12 protein-coding genes are annotated in these 15735 nt (G+C 59.1%); 7 read left to right on the top strand and 5 right to left on the bottom strand.

Annotated features, from left to right (window positions below; genetic code table 11):
• Positions 1 to 27: 27 nt before the first annotated feature.
• Complete coding sequence (locus AC1DV6_RS05930) at positions 28 to 1215, top strand: phosphoglycerate kinase (RefSeq protein WP_477976069.1); 1188 nt, start codon at positions 28 to 30, stop codon at positions 1213 to 1215.
• Positions 1216 to 1217: 2 nt separating this feature from the next.
• Here AC1DV6_RS05930 and AC1DV6_RS05925 read toward each other — a convergent pair whose 3' ends face one another.
• Positions 1218 to 2180, bottom strand: a complete 963-nt coding sequence (locus AC1DV6_RS05925) for a diguanylate cyclase (RefSeq protein ID WP_477976067.1) — start codon at positions 2178 to 2180, stop codon at positions 1218 to 1220.
• A 3-nt stretch (positions 2181 to 2183) separates the two neighbouring features.
• Entirely contained in the window at positions 2184 to 7070 is a 4887-nt protein-coding gene (locus AC1DV6_RS05920) for a PAS domain S-box protein (RefSeq protein WP_477976065.1), read from the bottom strand.
• Positions 7071 to 7239: 169 nt separating this feature from the next.
• Between AC1DV6_RS05920 and pyk the strand changes: the two genes are divergently transcribed.
• The 3 genes from pyk (at position 7240) to AC1DV6_RS05905 (ending at position 11088) form a co-directional block, all read left to right on the top strand.
• Positions 7240 to 8676 (top strand): pyruvate kinase, encoded by a 1437-nt coding sequence (gene pyk / locus AC1DV6_RS05915; RefSeq protein ID WP_477976063.1) that lies wholly within the window; start codon positions 7240 to 7242, stop codon positions 8674 to 8676.
• Between the two features lie 370 nt (positions 8677 to 9046).
• Positions 9047 to 10111 carry a class II fructose-bisphosphate aldolase gene (fba, locus tag AC1DV6_RS05910; protein WP_477976061.1) on the top strand — a complete coding sequence of 355 codons (1065 nt, stop codon included), beginning with the start codon at positions 9047 to 9049 and terminating at the stop codon, positions 10109 to 10111.
• A gap of 74 nt (positions 10112 to 10185) precedes the next feature.
• A complete protein-coding gene (locus AC1DV6_RS05905; RefSeq protein WP_477976059.1) occupies positions 10186 to 11088 on the top strand; it encodes a phosphoribosylaminoimidazolesuccinocarboxamide synthase in 903 nt (300 codons plus the stop codon).
• Here AC1DV6_RS05905 and AC1DV6_RS05900 read toward each other — a convergent pair.
• Positions 11085 to 11753 carry an OmpW/AlkL family protein gene (locus tag AC1DV6_RS05900; protein ID WP_477976057.1) on the bottom strand — a complete coding sequence of 223 codons (669 nt, stop codon included), beginning with the start codon at positions 11751 to 11753 and terminating at the stop codon, positions 11085 to 11087. The two genes, AC1DV6_RS05905 and AC1DV6_RS05900, sit on opposite strands and share 4 nt — an antisense overlap.
• Positions 11754 to 11780: 27 nt before the next feature.
• Positions 11781 to 12929: an SGNH/GDSL hydrolase family protein gene (locus AC1DV6_RS05895; protein WP_477976055.1), complete on the bottom strand. Its 1149-nt coding sequence runs from the start codon at positions 12927 to 12929 to the stop codon at positions 11781 to 11783.
• 176 nt (positions 12930 to 13105) lie between these two features.
• On the opposite strand from AC1DV6_RS05895, the gene copM reads away from it, so the two are divergent.
• Both copM and AC1DV6_RS05885 read left to right on the top strand, forming a co-directional pair.
• Positions 13106 to 13474 (top strand): CopM family metallochaperone, encoded by a 369-nt coding sequence (gene copM, locus AC1DV6_RS05890; RefSeq protein WP_477976053.1) that lies wholly within the window; start codon positions 13106 to 13108, stop codon positions 13472 to 13474.
• Between the two features lie 266 nt (positions 13475 to 13740).
• Positions 13741 to 14130 (top strand): hypothetical protein, encoded by a 390-nt coding sequence (locus AC1DV6_RS05885; RefSeq protein WP_477976051.1) that lies wholly within the window; start codon positions 13741 to 13743, stop codon positions 14128 to 14130.
• A gap of 34 nt (positions 14131 to 14164) precedes the next feature.
• Here AC1DV6_RS05885 and trxA read toward each other — a convergent pair whose 3' ends face one another.
• Positions 14165 to 15121, bottom strand: coding sequence for a thioredoxin (gene trxA, locus AC1DV6_RS05880; RefSeq protein WP_477976049.1), 957 nt, complete (start codon positions 15119 to 15121; stop codon positions 14165 to 14167).
• A gap of 77 nt (positions 15122 to 15198) precedes the next feature.
• Here trxA and purE point away from each other — a divergent pair, with 77 nt between their 5' ends.
• The gene (purE, locus tag AC1DV6_RS05875; protein ID WP_477976047.1) at positions 15199 to 15702 is read left to right on the top strand and encodes a 5-(carboxyamino)imidazole ribonucleotide mutase; all 504 of its coding nucleotides are present in this window, start codon (positions 15199 to 15201) and stop codon (positions 15700 to 15702) included.
• Positions 15703 to 15735: the final 33 nt, after the last annotated feature.

Raw genomic sequence — 15735 nt, 5'->3', positions numbered from 1 at the left:
TCGCAGAGTTCCAAACAAGGGTGCCCCATGAACGTGATTCGTTTTTCTGATTTGTGCGCTGCTGGCAAAGTGAGCGGCAAACGTGTTTTCATCCGTGCTGATCTCAACGTTCCGCAGGACGATGCCGGCCGTATCACCGAGGACACCCGGGTTCGCGCCAGTGTGCCGTGCATCCAGATGGCGCTGGACGCAGGTGCTGCGGTGATGGTGACGTCCCACTTGGGCCGTCCTACCGAAGGCGCCTTCACACCTGCAGATTCGCTCGCACCTGTGGCCAAGCGCATGGGTGAGTTGATGGAGCGCGACATTCCCGTGCTGGCCAACTGGACCGAGGGCGTCGATGTGAAGCCCGGCCAGCTGGTCATGCTGGAAAACTGCCGCGTCAACAAAGGCGAAAAGAAAAACGACGAGGCTTTGGCCCGCAAGATGGCAGCGCTGTGCGACATCTTTGTGCACGACGCTTTTGGTACGGCACACCGTGCAGAAGCTTCCACCTACGGCATTGCCCAGTTCGCGCCTGTCGCCTGCGCGGGCCCATTGCTGGCCGCTGAAATGGACGCAATCTCCAAAGCCTTGCTAAGCCCCAAGCGCCCACTGGTAGCCATCGTTGCAGGCTCCAAAGTCTCCACCAAGCTCACCATTCTGAAGAGCCTGGCCGCCAATGTGGACCAATTGATCGTGGGTGGCGGTATCGCCAACACTTTCATGCTGGCCGCCGGCCTGAAGATTGGCAAAAGCCTGGCGGAGCCCGATTTGCTGGCGGAGGCCACGGCCGTGATCGAAGCCATGAAGGCGCGAGGTGCGGCAGTGCCGATTCCCACTGACGTCGTAACCGCGAAGACCTTCGCTGCGGACGCGCCTGCGACGATCAAAGCCGCGACCGAAGTGGCAGACGATGACCTGATTCTGGACATTGGTCCGCAAACCGCGCAGGTATTGGCTGATCAACTAAAGAAGGCTGGCACCATTGTCTGGAACGGCCCGGTCGGCGTGTTTGAATTTGCCGCTTTCGAGAATGGCACCAAGGTGATCGCGCAAGCGATTGCAGACAGCAGCGCATTCAGCATTGCCGGTGGCGGTGACACGCTGGCAGCGATTGCCAAATACGGTATTGAGGACAAAGTGGGTTACATCTCCACGGGCGGCGGCGCTTTTCTGGAGGTTCTGGAAGGAAAGACCTTGCCGGCGTTCGAGATTCTGGCGCGTCGCGCCTAAAGCTAGACGACCGACAGGGGTTCGCCGCAGATGCGGCCACGTCCGGTGTGCTTGGCTTGGTACAGCTGCTCGTCCGCGAGTTTGAGTAGCTGCAGCCCACCATCCTGATGGGGTGCAGTGCCACCGTTGGAGGTCACGCCTATGCTGATGGTGACTATCTTGGCAACGTCGGAGCTCTCATGCGCGATGCCCAGTTTGCGCACCTGTCCCTCCAGTTCGGCCGCCAGTACCATCGCATCGTCGAACGAGGTGTCCGGCAGGATGCAGGCAAACTCTTCCCCGCCATAGCGCGCCACCAGATCGGCGGGACGTTTGAGCGCGGATTTGAGTGTTGCCGCAATCATGCGCAGGCAGTCGTCGCCTGCCTGGTGACCATAGCGGTCATTGAAGTTTTTGAAGAAATCCACATCCAGCAACATGATCGACAGCGGAGAGCCGCTGCGCGCTGAGCGGGCCCACTCGGTGCTCAGTTGCTGGTCGAAATAGCGCCGGTTGAATACGCCAGTCAATCCATCCAGAAACACCAGTTTGCGCAACAGGTCAGACTGGAATTTCAGCGTGAGCTGTGTGTTTACGCGAGCGCGCACTACAGCCGGGTTGATCGGCTTGGCAATGAAATCCACTGCACCCAGACTCAGACCATGCGTTTCCTGGGCCGCATCGGTGTGGGCGGTTACAAAAATGATGGGGATATGGCGCGTGGATTCATGTGCCTTGAGCTGGCGGCAGACTTCGAAGCCGTCGATACCGGGCATTACCACGTCCAGCAGCACCAGATCTGGGGGGTTGTCCCGGCATATAGCCAGCGCCTGTTCGCCACTCGTCGCCATGAACACCTGGTAGTCCCCGGCAAATGCCTGGTACATGACCTGGATGTTGATGGGCTGGTCATCCACCACCAGCAACTTGGGTTTGCCATGGGTGCTGTCCAGCATGGCCGCCGCAGTGGAGTCAGGGGAAATCATCACTTAGCCGTAGGATTGGATCAAGGTGTCGCAGTGCGCGAGCGCCTGCGTAAAGTCGAGCGCCATCATCGCAGATTGCAGGGCAGCCCAGCTAGCGGTGTCCCCGTGCAACGGCTGGTGATGAAGCCGGGCAAAGACCTCCAGCGCATGCAGGTCCGAGTCGCGTAGCAGCAAGCGCAAGGTCCGCAGGCCCTCACGCAACCCGGGTTCGTCGGATGTTGTTGGGAACGGTGGTACGTCCGTTTGCGACTTCAGGACCAGCGAGGATTGCACCGCCCGCAACTCCGCCGCGGTGCTTTCAACCGCCTGCGCCACCAGCGATAGCAGGCCCGGATTGTCAGGCGCGGTTTTCAGGGTTTGCTCTGCCTCTTTGCAGACTTGCGCCAGATATTGCGCACCCAGCGTCAGCGACAGACCTTTGGTTGTGTGCATCAGGCGTGTCGCGCCGATGTAGTCCTGATTCCTGAGTTGCGCATCGAGTTGGGATGGCACCCCCGCAATTTCTACCAGAAAGGCCTGCAGTATTTGCCGGTAGAGCGCAACGTTACCACCCAGGCGCTCCAATGCACCCGCGACATCGTGTGCGCCTGCATCAACAGGCGCATTTGCAGACGCAATTTTTGCTATTGTGGAAGGCCCGCCGCGGCCTGTATACCGCTGCAACATGGCAACCAGTTGGGGCAGGTCAAAGGGCTTGCCGATGTGGTCATCCATGCCGGCCGCGATACAGGCTTCCCGGTCTGATGCCATCGCATTGGCCGTGATAGCGATGATGGGCAAATCGACCAGGCCCAACTCCGAGCGTATCGTGCGCGCCGCGGTGTAGCCGTCCATGACCGGCATTTGCACGTCCATCAACACGACGTCGAAAGGCGGGTCAGCCGCAGCGACTGCATCCACGCCTAGCTGTCCATTGCCTGCCAGCGTGATCAGCGCGCCTTCGCCGCCCAGCAATTCCATGGCAACCTGTTGGTTGATCAGGTTGTCATCCACCACCAGCAAGCGCAGGCCAGCCAGTCGTTGTGGGCCTGCAGCTTTGGGTGGGGCAGCCTTGGATCTGGCACGGCGTTTGCCCGCCGTCGTGTCGGCAGGCTTTGGCGTATGGGGCAAGTCCATGCTGGCGATCTCCGCCTCGCTGGCCAAAGGTAACGTGATATCAAAATAGAACCGGCTACCCTGACCCAGCGCGCTTTCCAGCTTCAGCTCACCGCCCATCAACTCCACCAGGCGGCGGCAAATAGACAAACCCAGACCACTGCCACCAAAGCGGCGTGTAGTAGAAGCTTCAGCCTGCGAAAAACCTGAAAAAATATGCTGCTGATTGGCCGGGTCAATGCCAATGCCACTGTCTTTGACAAGGACGCGCAACTGCACGCTTTGGGCGGTACGCGCCAACTGCTGCAGCGATACCACCACTTCGCCATGCTCCGTGAATTTGATCGCATTGCCGCCCAGGTTGATCAGTATCTGTTGCAGCCGCAACGCGTCGCCCACCAGGATCGCGGGCAAGCGTTCGTCGACATCGAATCGCAATTGGAGGTCGCGCGCTTCGATGTTGGCTGACAGAATGACGGAGAGGTCGTGCAATAGTGCATCGACAGCGAAAGGATGCGGGTCCAGTCGCATCTTGCCGGCTTCGGTCTTCGAATAGTCCAGGATGTCGTTCAGCAGTCCCAGCAACGAGCGGGCTGCGCTTTCGGTCTTGGTTATGTAGTCAAGCTGGCGTTCGTCCAGTTCGGTGTTTTGCAGCAGCTTGAGCATGCCCAGCACCGCATTCATCGGTGTGCGGATTTCATGGCTCATATTGGCCAGGAACTGCCCTTTGGACAGCGCGGCTTGCTCCGCCAGCTCCACGGCCATTAGCAAGGCTTGCTCGTTGTTTTTTTCTTGCGTGATGTCATGGCTAACTGCCAGGTAGCCGGTGCGTTTGCCCGTGCTGTCGGTCATTGCGGTGACCACCAGTGCGGCGCAGAATTGGTGCCCGTCCTTGTGCACATAGTTCCATTCAGTCCGTTTGCCCAAAACACTTACGTGGATCAGTGCATCCAGGCCTGACACCGCGTAGCCCAATTGCGCCGACATGGTCACGCCACGGGTCTTCAGCTCCGCCGGGTCAAAGAAATACAGCAAGGTTTGCTGTCCAACCACGTCCGATGCCGCATGGCCAAACATGCGCTCGGCCCCTTTGTTGAATAGCGTAACGACGGCACCCATGTCTATCGAGATGACGGACACTTCGGATGCTGAATCGAGCACCGATTGCAGCAGCCCGGTACTGCGCTGGATTTCTGCCTCCGCTTTCTTGCGTTCGGAAATGTCGGCATAGGTGGTAATAAAACCGCCACCCGGCATCGGCGCACCGCGCACTTCCAGCGCCTGGCCATTGGGCCGCACACGTTCGAACTGGTGGGGCGTGGTATTTCGCGCGCGTTCGATGATGTACTCGATAGCCTGTTCCACATCGCCAGCGCCGTACTCACCGCGCGATGCGTTGTAGCGGATCAGACTCTCGAAGCTGGTGCTGGCACCCTCAAACAACCATGATGGAAATTCGAGCAACTCGAGAAACTTGTCATTGCGCGCGATCAGTTGCAGATTGCTGTCAAATACGCTGAGCGCCACAGGAATATTGGCCAGAATACTTTGCATGACCTGGTTGTTCTGGTGCAGCTCGAACTGCAGGGTTTTCTGCACAGTGATGTCGAGCTGGATGCCCGATACCCGGCGTGGCTGACCCTGCGCCACCCATGCGCTGACCTTGCCACTGGACAGCACCCATACCCAGTGTCCATCGCGGTGGCGCAGGCGGATTTCGCAAGAGTAGGACTTCAATGTGCCACTGAAATGCTGGTGCAACAACTCCTTGGCCAACAGCAGGTCGTCCGGATGGCACAGCTGTCCCCAGGTGTCCACCGTGACCTTGCCGAGGTCGGCCAGTGTGTAACCCACGATCTCCGCCCAACGGCTGTTGATCGCGATATCGCCGCTGGGAATATCCCACTCCCAGGTGCCGGCATCGGTGCCGAGCAAAATCGCGCTCAGGTGTTCGCGTTCGTTGGCCAGTTCTTCCTGCGCCTGGCGCGCAGCGGTGACATTGAAGCGGATTGAAACGTATTTTTCGATGTTGCCGGCATCGTCAAAAAACGGCGAGACGGCGGAATCTACCCAATAGAGGCTGCCGTCCTTGGCCCGGTTGCATACCGTTGCGCGCCAGGTGTAGCCACTGGAAATAGTCTTCCACATGGCCTCCCAGAACGTGCCATCCTGCTGATCAGACTTGACGATGCGGTGGTTGCTGCCCAGCAGTTCTTCGCGGCTATAGCCACTGGTCTGGCAGAACATGTCATTCACGTACGTGATATTGCCGCGGTAGTCGGCAATCGATACCAGCGAGTGCTGGTCAATCACCGCCATCAGCGCTTCGTTCTCGCGCAATGCGGCGGCGGCCTGGTCGTTGGCCTGGCGTTGGGCGGTGATGTCGGCTGCGATGACGATATAGCCTGTGTAGCCGCCCTGTGGGTCGTGTTCGACCTGCAGGTCCAGATCAAACCAGCGCAGTTCACCGTCGCGTGTGCGCAGTTGCAACTGGGTGCGCAGGCTCTCGCGTTGATCCATTGCCCCGCGCAGCGCCGCCACGATGTTGGGACTGGTGATCTCAAGATCGAACAGCTGGTCGATGCGCCGGCCCGTGGCCTGCTCCGCATCCAGCCCGGTCAGGCGGGTAAAGGCCTCGTTGACCCAGACCATGTCGCGCTCAGCATCCCCCACAAATACCACGTGCGATGTGCCCTTGATGATGCGGGTCAGCCGCGCCAGATCGCGCACCATGGTGTGCGTTTGCCCATACGCTGAATTCTTCTTCTTTAGCAATAGCCAGGCGGCTAGCGCCAGCAACAGACTGAAAGCGAGGCCCGTAGCGCCAATCTGCGTAGTGCTGGATGTGTCCTGCGCGGCCTCGAAAGCGGGCGTGCTTCCCGCCAGCAGGCTGAAACGGTGCCCGGCCACCAGCAGCGTTCTCTGTGCATGGAATGCATGCTTGGAGAAGTCTCGCGCCTGCCATCGGCTGCTGCCCACAGCGCTGGCAGAAGAGAACACCAACGCAGAAGCTCCACCGGCCTGGCTATCCAGCAACTCAAAGTCCATGACCCCCAGCGCAGGCCCCAGTGTGGGAGACAACAGCGTGTCCGTATCCAGTCGCGCAACCCAGACGCCCGCCAGTGCCGCCTCGCGCTCAGACAGTGTGCGAAAGGATGCATTGGCCCGGTACTCCGGCTTGAAGTAGAAGAAATCACTGCCCCATGGCGAATCCGCTGGCGCGATGCTACGTGCCAGCACGGCTTCACCCTGCCCTACCGCCCGGGTCAGTGCTTCCATCAAGGCGGTTTGTCCGCTGGCCTCTTGCACCCACAAAGCAGCGTTGGCAACCCGGGGCTCGATCGTTTTGAGAATGAACAGCGTATCTGCACCACCCTGAATTGAGATCTGAAAATCTGCGCCTTGCTCCACGCGTTCGGCTGCGACAAACTGTGGCAGTGCAGCGCGAGGTACGCGCTCCAACCATCCCAGGCCGCGCACGCCGCGGGCTGTGTGTGGCAAGTCTTGCGCCTGCACCCAAGCCTGCAGCGACTTGGTAGTGGGTTTGCCGTGCGCGGCAAACAAGCCATTCAATCCCAGCAGTACGCTGGTGGGCGCTTCCAGCCGGGCCTGTGCAGTCGCCTCCAGTGCGTCGACCTGTTGGGTGAATTGCAGTTGCGTTGCGTAAGTAAGTGCAGCGCTGTTGCGATTGGAAAGCCAGACCGTCAGCGTGATGCCTGCCGCCAGCAGAAGTGCAGCAACCAGCAGCGCACGGTCTCCGCGCTCCAGCTTGGTTTCAATCGCGGTATGCGGCATTGGATCCTGATGTTAGTAGACCATTGCACTATGCCACCCCGTACGTGTCAAGTCAGCCGCAATGGACGTTGATAGTTTCGGAGTGTCCGCAAGTTGACACTGGCGTGTAACCGCCAGCCAGGGGGTTCCGTGTGAGAATGCGCCACAACCTGTGAGGAGACAAAAAATCATGCCACGTCGCGCCACCAAAATTGTTGCCACCCTAGGCCCCGCTTCGAGCGATCCGGCACTGCTGGAAGAGATGATTCGCGCCGGCGTCAACGTCGTGCGCCTGAACTTCAGCCACGGCAAAGCGCAAGACCATATCGACCGCGCAACGCTGGTCCGTGCAGCCGCCCAGCGCGCCGGGCGCGAGGTCGCCATCATGGCCGACCTGCAAGGCCCAAAGATCCGCGTAGGCAAGTTTGCCGATGGCAAAGTCATGCTGGAGCCAGGCCAGAAATTTGTCCTCGACGCGAGCCGTACCGAGTTGGGCGACATCGACGCCGTAGGCCTCGACTACAAGGCCTTGCCACGCGAAGTGAAAGCCGGCGATGTGCTGTTGCTCAATGATGGCCTGATCGTCATCACTGTCGACGCCGTCAAGGGCGAGCAGGTACACACCACCGTCAAACTGGGCGGTGAGTTGTCCAACAACAAGGGCATCAACAAACAAGGCGGTGGTCTGACTGCGCCCGCGCTGACTGCCAAAGACATGGATGACATCCGCACCGCGATGAGTTTCCAGGCCGACTATGTGGCGGTGAGTTTTCCGAAGAATGCGACCGACATGGAAATGGCACGCCAGCTGTGCAACGTGGCCGCTGCCGAATATGGCAGCCACCGCCCCGGCCTGATCGCCAAGATCGAGCGCGCTGAAGCGATTCCGCTGCTGGTCGAAATTTTGGCGGCCAGCGACGGCATCATGGTGGCGCGCGGCGACCTGGCGGTCGAGGTCGGCAACGCTGCGGTCCCCGCCCTGCAAAAACGCATGATCAAGCTGGCCCGCGAGTACGACAAGGTGGTCATCACGGCCACGCAAATGATGGAGTCAATGATCACCAACCCGGTGCCCACCCGCGCCGAGGTCAGCGACGTGGCCAACGCCGTGTTGGACGGTACCGATGCGGTGATGCTGTCCGCCGAAACGGCTGCCGGCAAGTACCCGCTGGAGACGGTGATCGAGATGGCCAAGATCTGCCTAGCTGCGGAAGGCGGCGAGCATCCCAAGCTGGATGCTGATTTCACCGGCAAGACCTTCAAACGCATCGACCAGTCCATCGCAATGGGCGCGCTGTTCACCGCTTACCACCTGGGTGCGAAAGCGATCGTGGCAATGACCGACAGCGGCTCCACAGCACTGTGGATGAGTCGCCATCTGGTGGATGTGCCGATTTACGCGCTGACACCCAAGATCAGCACGCAGCGCAAGATGACGCTGTACCGCAATGTGCGCCCTTTGTTGATGGATACCAGCGCGGACCGTGATACCGCGCTGATGGACGCTGAGGGCCATTTGAAGAAGCGTGGGATTGTGCAAAAAGGCGATGTGTATGCGATCACCTGTGGCGAGCCTATGGGAGCGCCTGGGGGGACCAATATGCTAAAGATTTGTCAGGTGGAGTAGTACTTCCTCGCTCGCCCGCTGATGTCGCGGGGTATACGTTTTGCTCCGTGTCCCCCGCCCTTCGGGCTCCTCCTTTACCTACGCAAAACGCACACCCCACACCATCCGCTGGAGAAGAAGTGGCGGAAAGTGAATTCAAAGACATTGGTAAACCGACACATCGTTGAGATCAAGTGGGTTGGGTGCTTCCCTGGGCGGAATCAAGGAGGAGGCCGTAGGCCGGGGGACATCCGCTGAGGGGAGTACCCGACCCGCATGATCCAGAAGTAACCTTGCCTTCTGACTTCAGTTAGTCCAAGATGCCGCAGGTTTAAAATCCGCCCCAAGGTACAAGTTACCAAGCGGTTACCAACTTCTCAGAGGATTCCCAATGGCACTCGTTTCCATGCGCGAACTGCTGGACCATGCAGCCGTCAACGGCTACGGCATTCCGGCTTTCAACGTCAACAACCTGGAGCAAGTCCAGGCCGTGATGGAGGCGGCGAAGGAAGTCGGTGCCCCAGTCATCCTTCAAGCTAGCGCCGGTGCGCGTAAGTACGCGGGTGAACCCTTCATCAAGCACCTGATCCAGGCTGCAGTGGAGATGTACCCGCAGATTCCGCTGGTCATGCATCAGGACCATGGCCAAAGCCCCGACGTGTGCCAGGGCGCGATCAACCTGGGCTTTAGCTCGGTGATGATGGACGGCAGTCTGGAAGCCGATGGCAAGACCATCGCCAGCTACGACTACAACGTCGACGTCACGGCCAAGGTTGTGAAGATGGCGCACGCGACCGGCGTCACGGTCGAAGGTGAACTGGGCTGCCTGGGTTCTCTGGAAACCATGAAGGGTGACAAGGAAGACGGCCACGGTACCGATGCGACGATGACGATGGATCAGTTGTTGACTGACCCGGAGCAGGCGGCTGATTTTGTGAAACGCACACAGCTCGATGCGCTGGCGATTGCCATTGGCACCAGTCACGGCGCCTACAAGTTCACGCGCAAGCCCACGGGCGACATCCTGGCGATTGAGCGCATCAAGGAAATCAACCGCCGCTTGCCCAATACCCATCTGGTGATGCATGGCTCTTCCAGCGTGCCCCAGGATTTGCTGGCCATCATCAACCAGTACGGTGGCAAGATGAAAGAGACCTATGGCGTGCCGGTCGAAGAGATTCAGAAGGCCATCCAATTCGGCGTGCGCAAGATCAACATCGACACCGATATCCGCCTGGCGATGACCGCTGCAGTGCGCAAGTTTCTGGCTGAGAATCCCGACAAGTTCGACGCCCGTGAATGGCTCAAACCGGCCCGCGCGGCGGCGCAGGCAATCTGCAAGCAGCGCTATATTGAGTTTGGCTGCGAAGGCCAGGCGTCCAAGATCAAGGGTGACAGCCTGAGCGTGGTTGCGGCGAAATACAGCAAGGGCGAACTGGCCCAGGTCGTCCAGTAAAACCGAACTTGCGATAATCCAAGGCTCGCGCTACCCCGTTGGGTGGCGCGAGCCTTTTTACTGATCGATTTGCTATGACCACTGCTGTGCACACCTCCGCCCTTTCCCTGCCTTTGCTCGCCCGTGGCAAGGTGCGTGACAACTACGCGGTGGGTGATGACCGTATCCTGATGGTGGCTAGCGACCGCCTGAGTGCGTTTGACGTGATCATGGGTGAGCCCATTCCCGGCAAAGGCGTGTTGCTGACGCAAATGGCGCTGTTCTGGTTTGACAAGCTGGCGCAGGCGAATATCTGCCCCAATCACCTGACGGGTGATGCGCCAGAGAGCGTTGTCACCGCTGCCGAGGTGCCGCAGATAGCGGGGCGTTCGATGCTGGTCAAGCGGCTGAAGCCCATCCCCGTCGAAGCCGTCGTACGCGGCTATCTGGCGGGTAGCGGCTGGAAGGAATACCAAGAGAATGGTGCGGTCTGTGGCGTGAAGCTGCCTGCTGGTTTGCAAAATGCGTCCAAGCTGCCCGAGCCGATTTACACCCCTGCCGCCAAGGCAGCAGTCGGTGACCACGATGAGAACATCACGTTCGAGAAAACCGTGGAAATGATTGGCCTGGATCTGGCAACCCGCATCCGCGACATCAGCATCCAGATCTACAAAACCGCTGCCGAGTTCGCGCTGACCAAGGGCATCATCATTGCCGACACCAAGTTCGAATTTGGCTTGGACAAGGATGGCACGCTGGTACTGATGGACGAAGTGCTGACGCCCGACTCCTCACGCTACTGGCCGCAAGAGAGTTACCAGGTTGGCACCAATCCGCCCAGCTACGACAAGCAGTTTGTGCGTGACTGGCTGGAAACGGCCTTGGTGGACGGTAAGCCCTGGAACAAGACCCCGCCGGCACCGCGGGTGCCTAACGAGGTCATCGCCAAAACCGCCGCGAAGTACCAGGAGGCACTTACGCGGCTGACAGCAGGTTAGAACTTGTAGCCTACGGTCAGGCCGTAGGCGTTCGGATCCAGGGCCACGTCGACGGTTTGGCCGGTCGACAGTTTGGTCGTCGTGCTCAGATTGGTTTTGCTGTAGAACACATCCACAAACCATTTGTCGTTAACCGCGAGACTGACACCGATTTGCGGTGTCAGTGCCCACTTGGAGTCAACTTTCAACCCGGTAGGCGAGCCGCCAGGATTGGTCAATGCTGTCAACGCGGCGCTACCGCTCGGGTTGAAGAAGTAGGCATACGTCAGACCCAGACCCACGTAAGGCCGGAATGCCGACTTGGCCTCCATGAAGCGGTACTGCGCAAAGGCGGTCATGGGCAATGCCTGTACTTCACCGATTTGCCCCAGTCCGGACAGCGCGCCAGCGCCATACAGCTTGTGCTTGAAGGGCAGCGACAGCGGAACATCAAACGAGATGTTGTCGGTGTACATATAGGTGATGCCACCGGACAGCGCGGTTGCTGAGCCAACATCGGTCTTGGAGTTGGCAAAGCTCGGAGCACTGAGGTTGCCGCTGTTGACCTGTGGCGAAATGGTGGTTGCGCCGATGCGTGCCATCCAGGTGCCAGCAGTCTGGGCCATGGCGCAATGAGCAGACAACATAGCGGCGGTAATCGCCAGAAACTTCAATTGGGTTTTCATGGTGTTTTCTCCTTGAAGTTCTAGGTGTTAAAGCCAGCCGACCACGACCAATTGCTTGGTCACTAACTGCGCCAGAAGTTGGTAACCAAAGGGCGTGGGGTGAAAGCCGTCCGAGAAGGCATAGGTCTTCCACCAGTCCGCACCACCGGTTGCGCCTGCAGGCGGCGTCATCGCAGACAGCGCGGTGTCGGTACAGGTCATGAAGTTGTAAGTAGGCAAGCCGTCTGAACCGACGCCAGTGATCGGGCAGGCCGGTGTCTTCACGTTGGTCAGGCCATACTGCGCCGGGTTGGCAATTTCATCGTCAAACGAGGTCGCGAAATCCACCAGAACGACCGAGCTGTTGCCGGCGACGCGGGTTGCCAGCTGGGTGTTGAAGGTCGCTACCCATGAGCGGAACAGGGCTTCGCTCTGCGTGCGGGCAGCAGCTCCGGCGGCTGCGCCAATGCTGTCCAGCACCATCTGGAAGCGCGGCGTGTTGGTGACCGATGGCATGTTGATCACGGCCACGTGGGTTGCGCCCTTGTCCAGCGCATTGGCCTTGATGGCATCAAAGAAGGTATTGGCCAGCACGGTCATATATGCGTTGGCAGCCGCAGGAAAGCCTGCTGCGCTGGTGGGAGGGGCTACGCCGCCCAATGAAGTGACCAGACCGACAAAGGATGCGCCACCGTCCTTTTGGGCCGCCAGGTAGGCGCCTACCAGATCGGCTGCGTCGTTGCCACCGCCATCGATCAACAGCAAATCAGACGCGGTGTAAGTCGTGCTCACAGCAGCCGCGTCGCGCATCTGTTTGATGATGGAAAACGGTGCGGCAATGCCGCCAGCGCCGGTGTAGTTGATGCGTCCACCGCCTACGCCGTAGCTGGTGCAGCCTGCGGTCGGGTTGGGAACGAACGTGGCGCCGGTGAACTTGTAGAAATTGCACAGATTCGAGACGCCGAAGGCGCCTGCTACCCGCTCCGTCCAGTTTTGTGCACCGCCGCCATTGACGGAGTAGATGCGCACGGTGTTGATGCCGGCAAACGTTCCACTGTCAGACAGGCTGTCGCCCATGACTTTGACGGACGAGATTTTGACTTTGGTGGATTGATCACCATCCCCGCCGCCGCCGCATGCCGCGACCAGAAGCGCGGCAGCCATCGCGGCAGGCCATAGAGCAGAAAATTTACGCATCGGAGTGTCTCCAGTTGGGTGTTGAGGCCCAAAGAATAAAAAAGCACGGTCGTGCTACTTTGGGCGCACCATCGTACTGCGCAAGAGGGGAAAATCCACCGAGGGTAAGTACGGATGACGTGGATATGCTTGGTGTCTGAGCGTGTAAAGAATTGCTAACTTGAAAAGGAAATACGATGAAACAGTTCTCTTTGATGGTCGTCAGCCTATGTGTCGCTGGTGCCGCGCTGGCGCAAAGCACCGACCCGCATGCGGGCCACAAGATGCCCGCTGCCAATGCTGCCGCTTCGGCGTCAGCGTCTACGGCTGCTTATGAGGCCGCCAACGCGAAGATGCACAAGGACATGGGCGTGGCGCTAACCGGCGACGCGGACCGCGACTTTCTGGCCGGCATGATCCCGCACCACCAAGGCGCGATTGATATGGCCGAAGTGGTGTTGAAGTACGGCAAGGACCCCAAGGTGAAGAAACTCGCTCAGGGCATCATCAAGGCACAGAAGCACGAGATCGCGATGATGCAAGCTTGGCTTGCCGCCAAGAAGTAGCCGGGGATGCCTTTGGGCGCCTATTGCTTGTGACAAACGGTAGAAATATCGATAAGGTGATGAGATGAAGAGTCATTGCTCGCAAGATCTGTTGGTTCTCAAAGCGACCATGAGGGTCCGGCGTTCGGTTGCACGCTGGTTCATCCTTGCGGGCCTCGTGTTTCAAGCGGTTCCCTCGGCGTCCGCCACCGGCAACTGTGAACCTGTAGGCCCGTCATCCTTCGAGTTTCTGAAGCAACCCCCCCTATGTGAAATCGGGTTGGTCTGTGAACACCGAAGGCATCAAAGATACATGTCAGGTTGAGGCCGTCAAAGCCAGCTTATTTCGGATTCTGAGAATTTCCATACAACGAAGCCTAGGCCCGCCGTTTGATGAGTGGTTTTTGCGCGAGGGCTATATTTCATCCGCGGCGCATGCACAAATGAACAGCGACGACTCTGTAGCTATTCCACTGCGTGAACACAGCGAAAGGTACTCTATAAGAAGCAAGAGAGTCAGCTACTCAAGGATATTGAGGTGGGAGTTCGTGAGCCTTGACGAAATCGTGGTTGATGTGGCTTATCGGGATGTTCCGACACAGCCTTTTTTTGTGGAAAGGGTTCGCTATAAAACCCAGGACGGAAAGAAATGGTATCTGGACGAAATTGTTAAATAGCGGCGCGGTGAGGCCATGACTTGTGGGCGTCTCTCTAGTTCAGCGCCATGCTGAGCTTGCGCCGGTAGGTGGCGACCAGCTGGGCCTGTGGGTCTTGCTCTGCAACGCCCTTGCCCAATATTTCTATGCTGCCTGCCGTTTTCCCGATATCTCCAGGATTGGGCTTGGGTTTGGGCGGGGTCAGCAGTTCCAGAATCGCGACAAAGGTCTTGCGCGCAACCGCGTTGTTCCAGGTCTTGTCACGCATAACGATTTCCAGCAACTCGTCCATCGCGCCGGTCCAGTCGCCGCCCACCATCAGCACGCGGGCTTTTGCCAAGCGCGTGTCAAAGTCGCGTTTGTTAGTCGCGATAATTTCATCAAATTGGGCTGGAGCCCAGGTGCCGCGCGCGTCAGCAGTTACAAAATTGATAGCGTCCAAGAATTGACCCAGCGCTTCAAAGCGCAGCTGGCGCGGGATTTCTGCCAATGCGGGCGCCAGCGCGGCCGCCGCATCTTCCAGCATGTCGTTCTCGATCAACAGCTTGACGTAGTCGTAGCGGGCGTCGTCGTTGCCGGGGTTGATGGTGAGTGCCGAATGTAGCTTGTGCAGCGCTGCATTCGGGTCGCCCGCTTCGGCCAGCGCCTGCGCGTCTTCGGCATCGGCCTGCGCTTCCAGCACGTCTTCGGAGGGCACATGCTTGTCCAGAAACTCCTTGAGCTTGCTCTCGGGCAGTGCGCCCATGAAGCCATCTGCGGGCTTGCCACCGATCATCAGCACGCAGGTGGGGATACTGCGGATGCCAAAGGCCTGGCTGAGCTGTTGCTCCTGGTCGGAGTCGATCTTCACCAGCTTGAAGCGGCCGCCGTAGTCCTCCTCCAGCTTTTCCAAAATAGGGCCAATGACCTTGCACGGGCCACACCAGGGGGCCCAAAAGTCCACCAAAACGGGCACTTCGTGGGACGCAGCAATGACTTCGGCTTCGAAGTTTTCCAGGGTGACATTCATCATGGCAGGGGTATCAACTTAAAATGGTGGGGTCAGAGCAAACGCTCAAGCGAGCGGTCTGGCCCTCAAAAACTAAATTTATGAAAACAATCCAAATTGGCGTCGTCATGGGTTCCAACTCCGACTGGGAGACCATGCAACACGCAGTCGATATTCTCCAGCAGTTTGGTATCGGCTTCGAGGCCAAGGTGGTTTCGGCGCACCGCATGCCGGACGACATGTTCGTTTATGCTGAAATGGCCGCCGAGCGCGGGCTCAAGGCCATCATCGCCGGTGCCGGGGGCGCTGCCCACCTGCCGGGCATGATCGCTGCCAAGACGACAGTGCCGGTGCTGGGCGTTCCGGTGCCTAGCAAACACCTCAGTGGGGTCGATTCGCTGCACAGCATCGTGCAAATGCCCAAGGGCATTCCGGTAGCTACTTTCGCTATTGGCGCCGCTGGTGCGGCCAATGCGGCCCTGTTTGCGGTGGCAATGCTGGCCCATCTGAACTCTGATTTGCGACTGGAGCTGGATGCCTACCGCCGTGACCAGACGCAAAAAGCGCGCGATATGGTGCTGCCGATCACCGGAAGCGCTGTTTGATGACGCAACAGATGCCTGGTTTGGGCGGTTCCA

It is taken from the genome of Rhodoferax sp. P2_H8_2, from assembly GCF_056403235.1.
This window is presented reverse-complemented; position numbering and strand designations above follow the sequence as displayed.

Bases quoted from the DNA above. Each gene is read 5' to 3' on its own strand.
- purE (WP_477976047.1), top strand. From the start codon at position 15,199: ATGAAAACAATCCAAATTGGCGTCGTCATGGGTTCCAACTCCGACTGG.
- AC1DV6_RS05930 (WP_477976069.1), top strand. From the start codon at position 28: ATGAACGTGATTCGTTTTTCTGATTTGTGCGCTGCTGGCAAAGTGAGC.
- copM (WP_477976053.1), top strand. From the start codon at position 13,106: ATGAAACAGTTCTCTTTGATGGTCGTCAGCCTATGTGTCGCTGGTGCC.
- fba (WP_477976061.1), top strand. From the start codon at position 9,047: ATGGCACTCGTTTCCATGCGCGAACTGCTGGACCATGCAGCCGTCAAC.
- AC1DV6_RS05900 (WP_477976057.1), bottom strand. From the start codon at position 11,753: ATGAAAACCCAATTGAAGTTTCTGGCGATTACCGCCGCTATGTTGTCT.
- AC1DV6_RS05920 (WP_477976065.1), bottom strand. From the start codon at position 7,070: ATGCCGCATACCGCGATTGAAACCAAGCTGGAGCGCGGAGACCGTGCG.
- trxA (WP_477976049.1), bottom strand. From the start codon at position 15,121: ATGATGAATGTCACCCTGGAAAACTTCGAAGCCGAAGTCATTGCTGCG.
- pyk (WP_477976063.1), top strand. From the start codon at position 7,240: ATGCCACGTCGCGCCACCAAAATTGTTGCCACCCTAGGCCCCGCTTCG.
- AC1DV6_RS05925 (WP_477976067.1), bottom strand. From the start codon at position 2,180: ATGATTTCCCCTGACTCCACTGCGGCGGCCATGCTGGACAGCACCCAT.
- AC1DV6_RS05905 (WP_477976059.1), top strand. From the start codon at position 10,186: ATGACCACTGCTGTGCACACCTCCGCCCTTTCCCTGCCTTTGCTCGCC.
- AC1DV6_RS05895 (WP_477976055.1), bottom strand. From the start codon at position 12,929: ATGCGTAAATTTTCTGCTCTATGGCCTGCCGCGATGGCTGCCGCGCTT.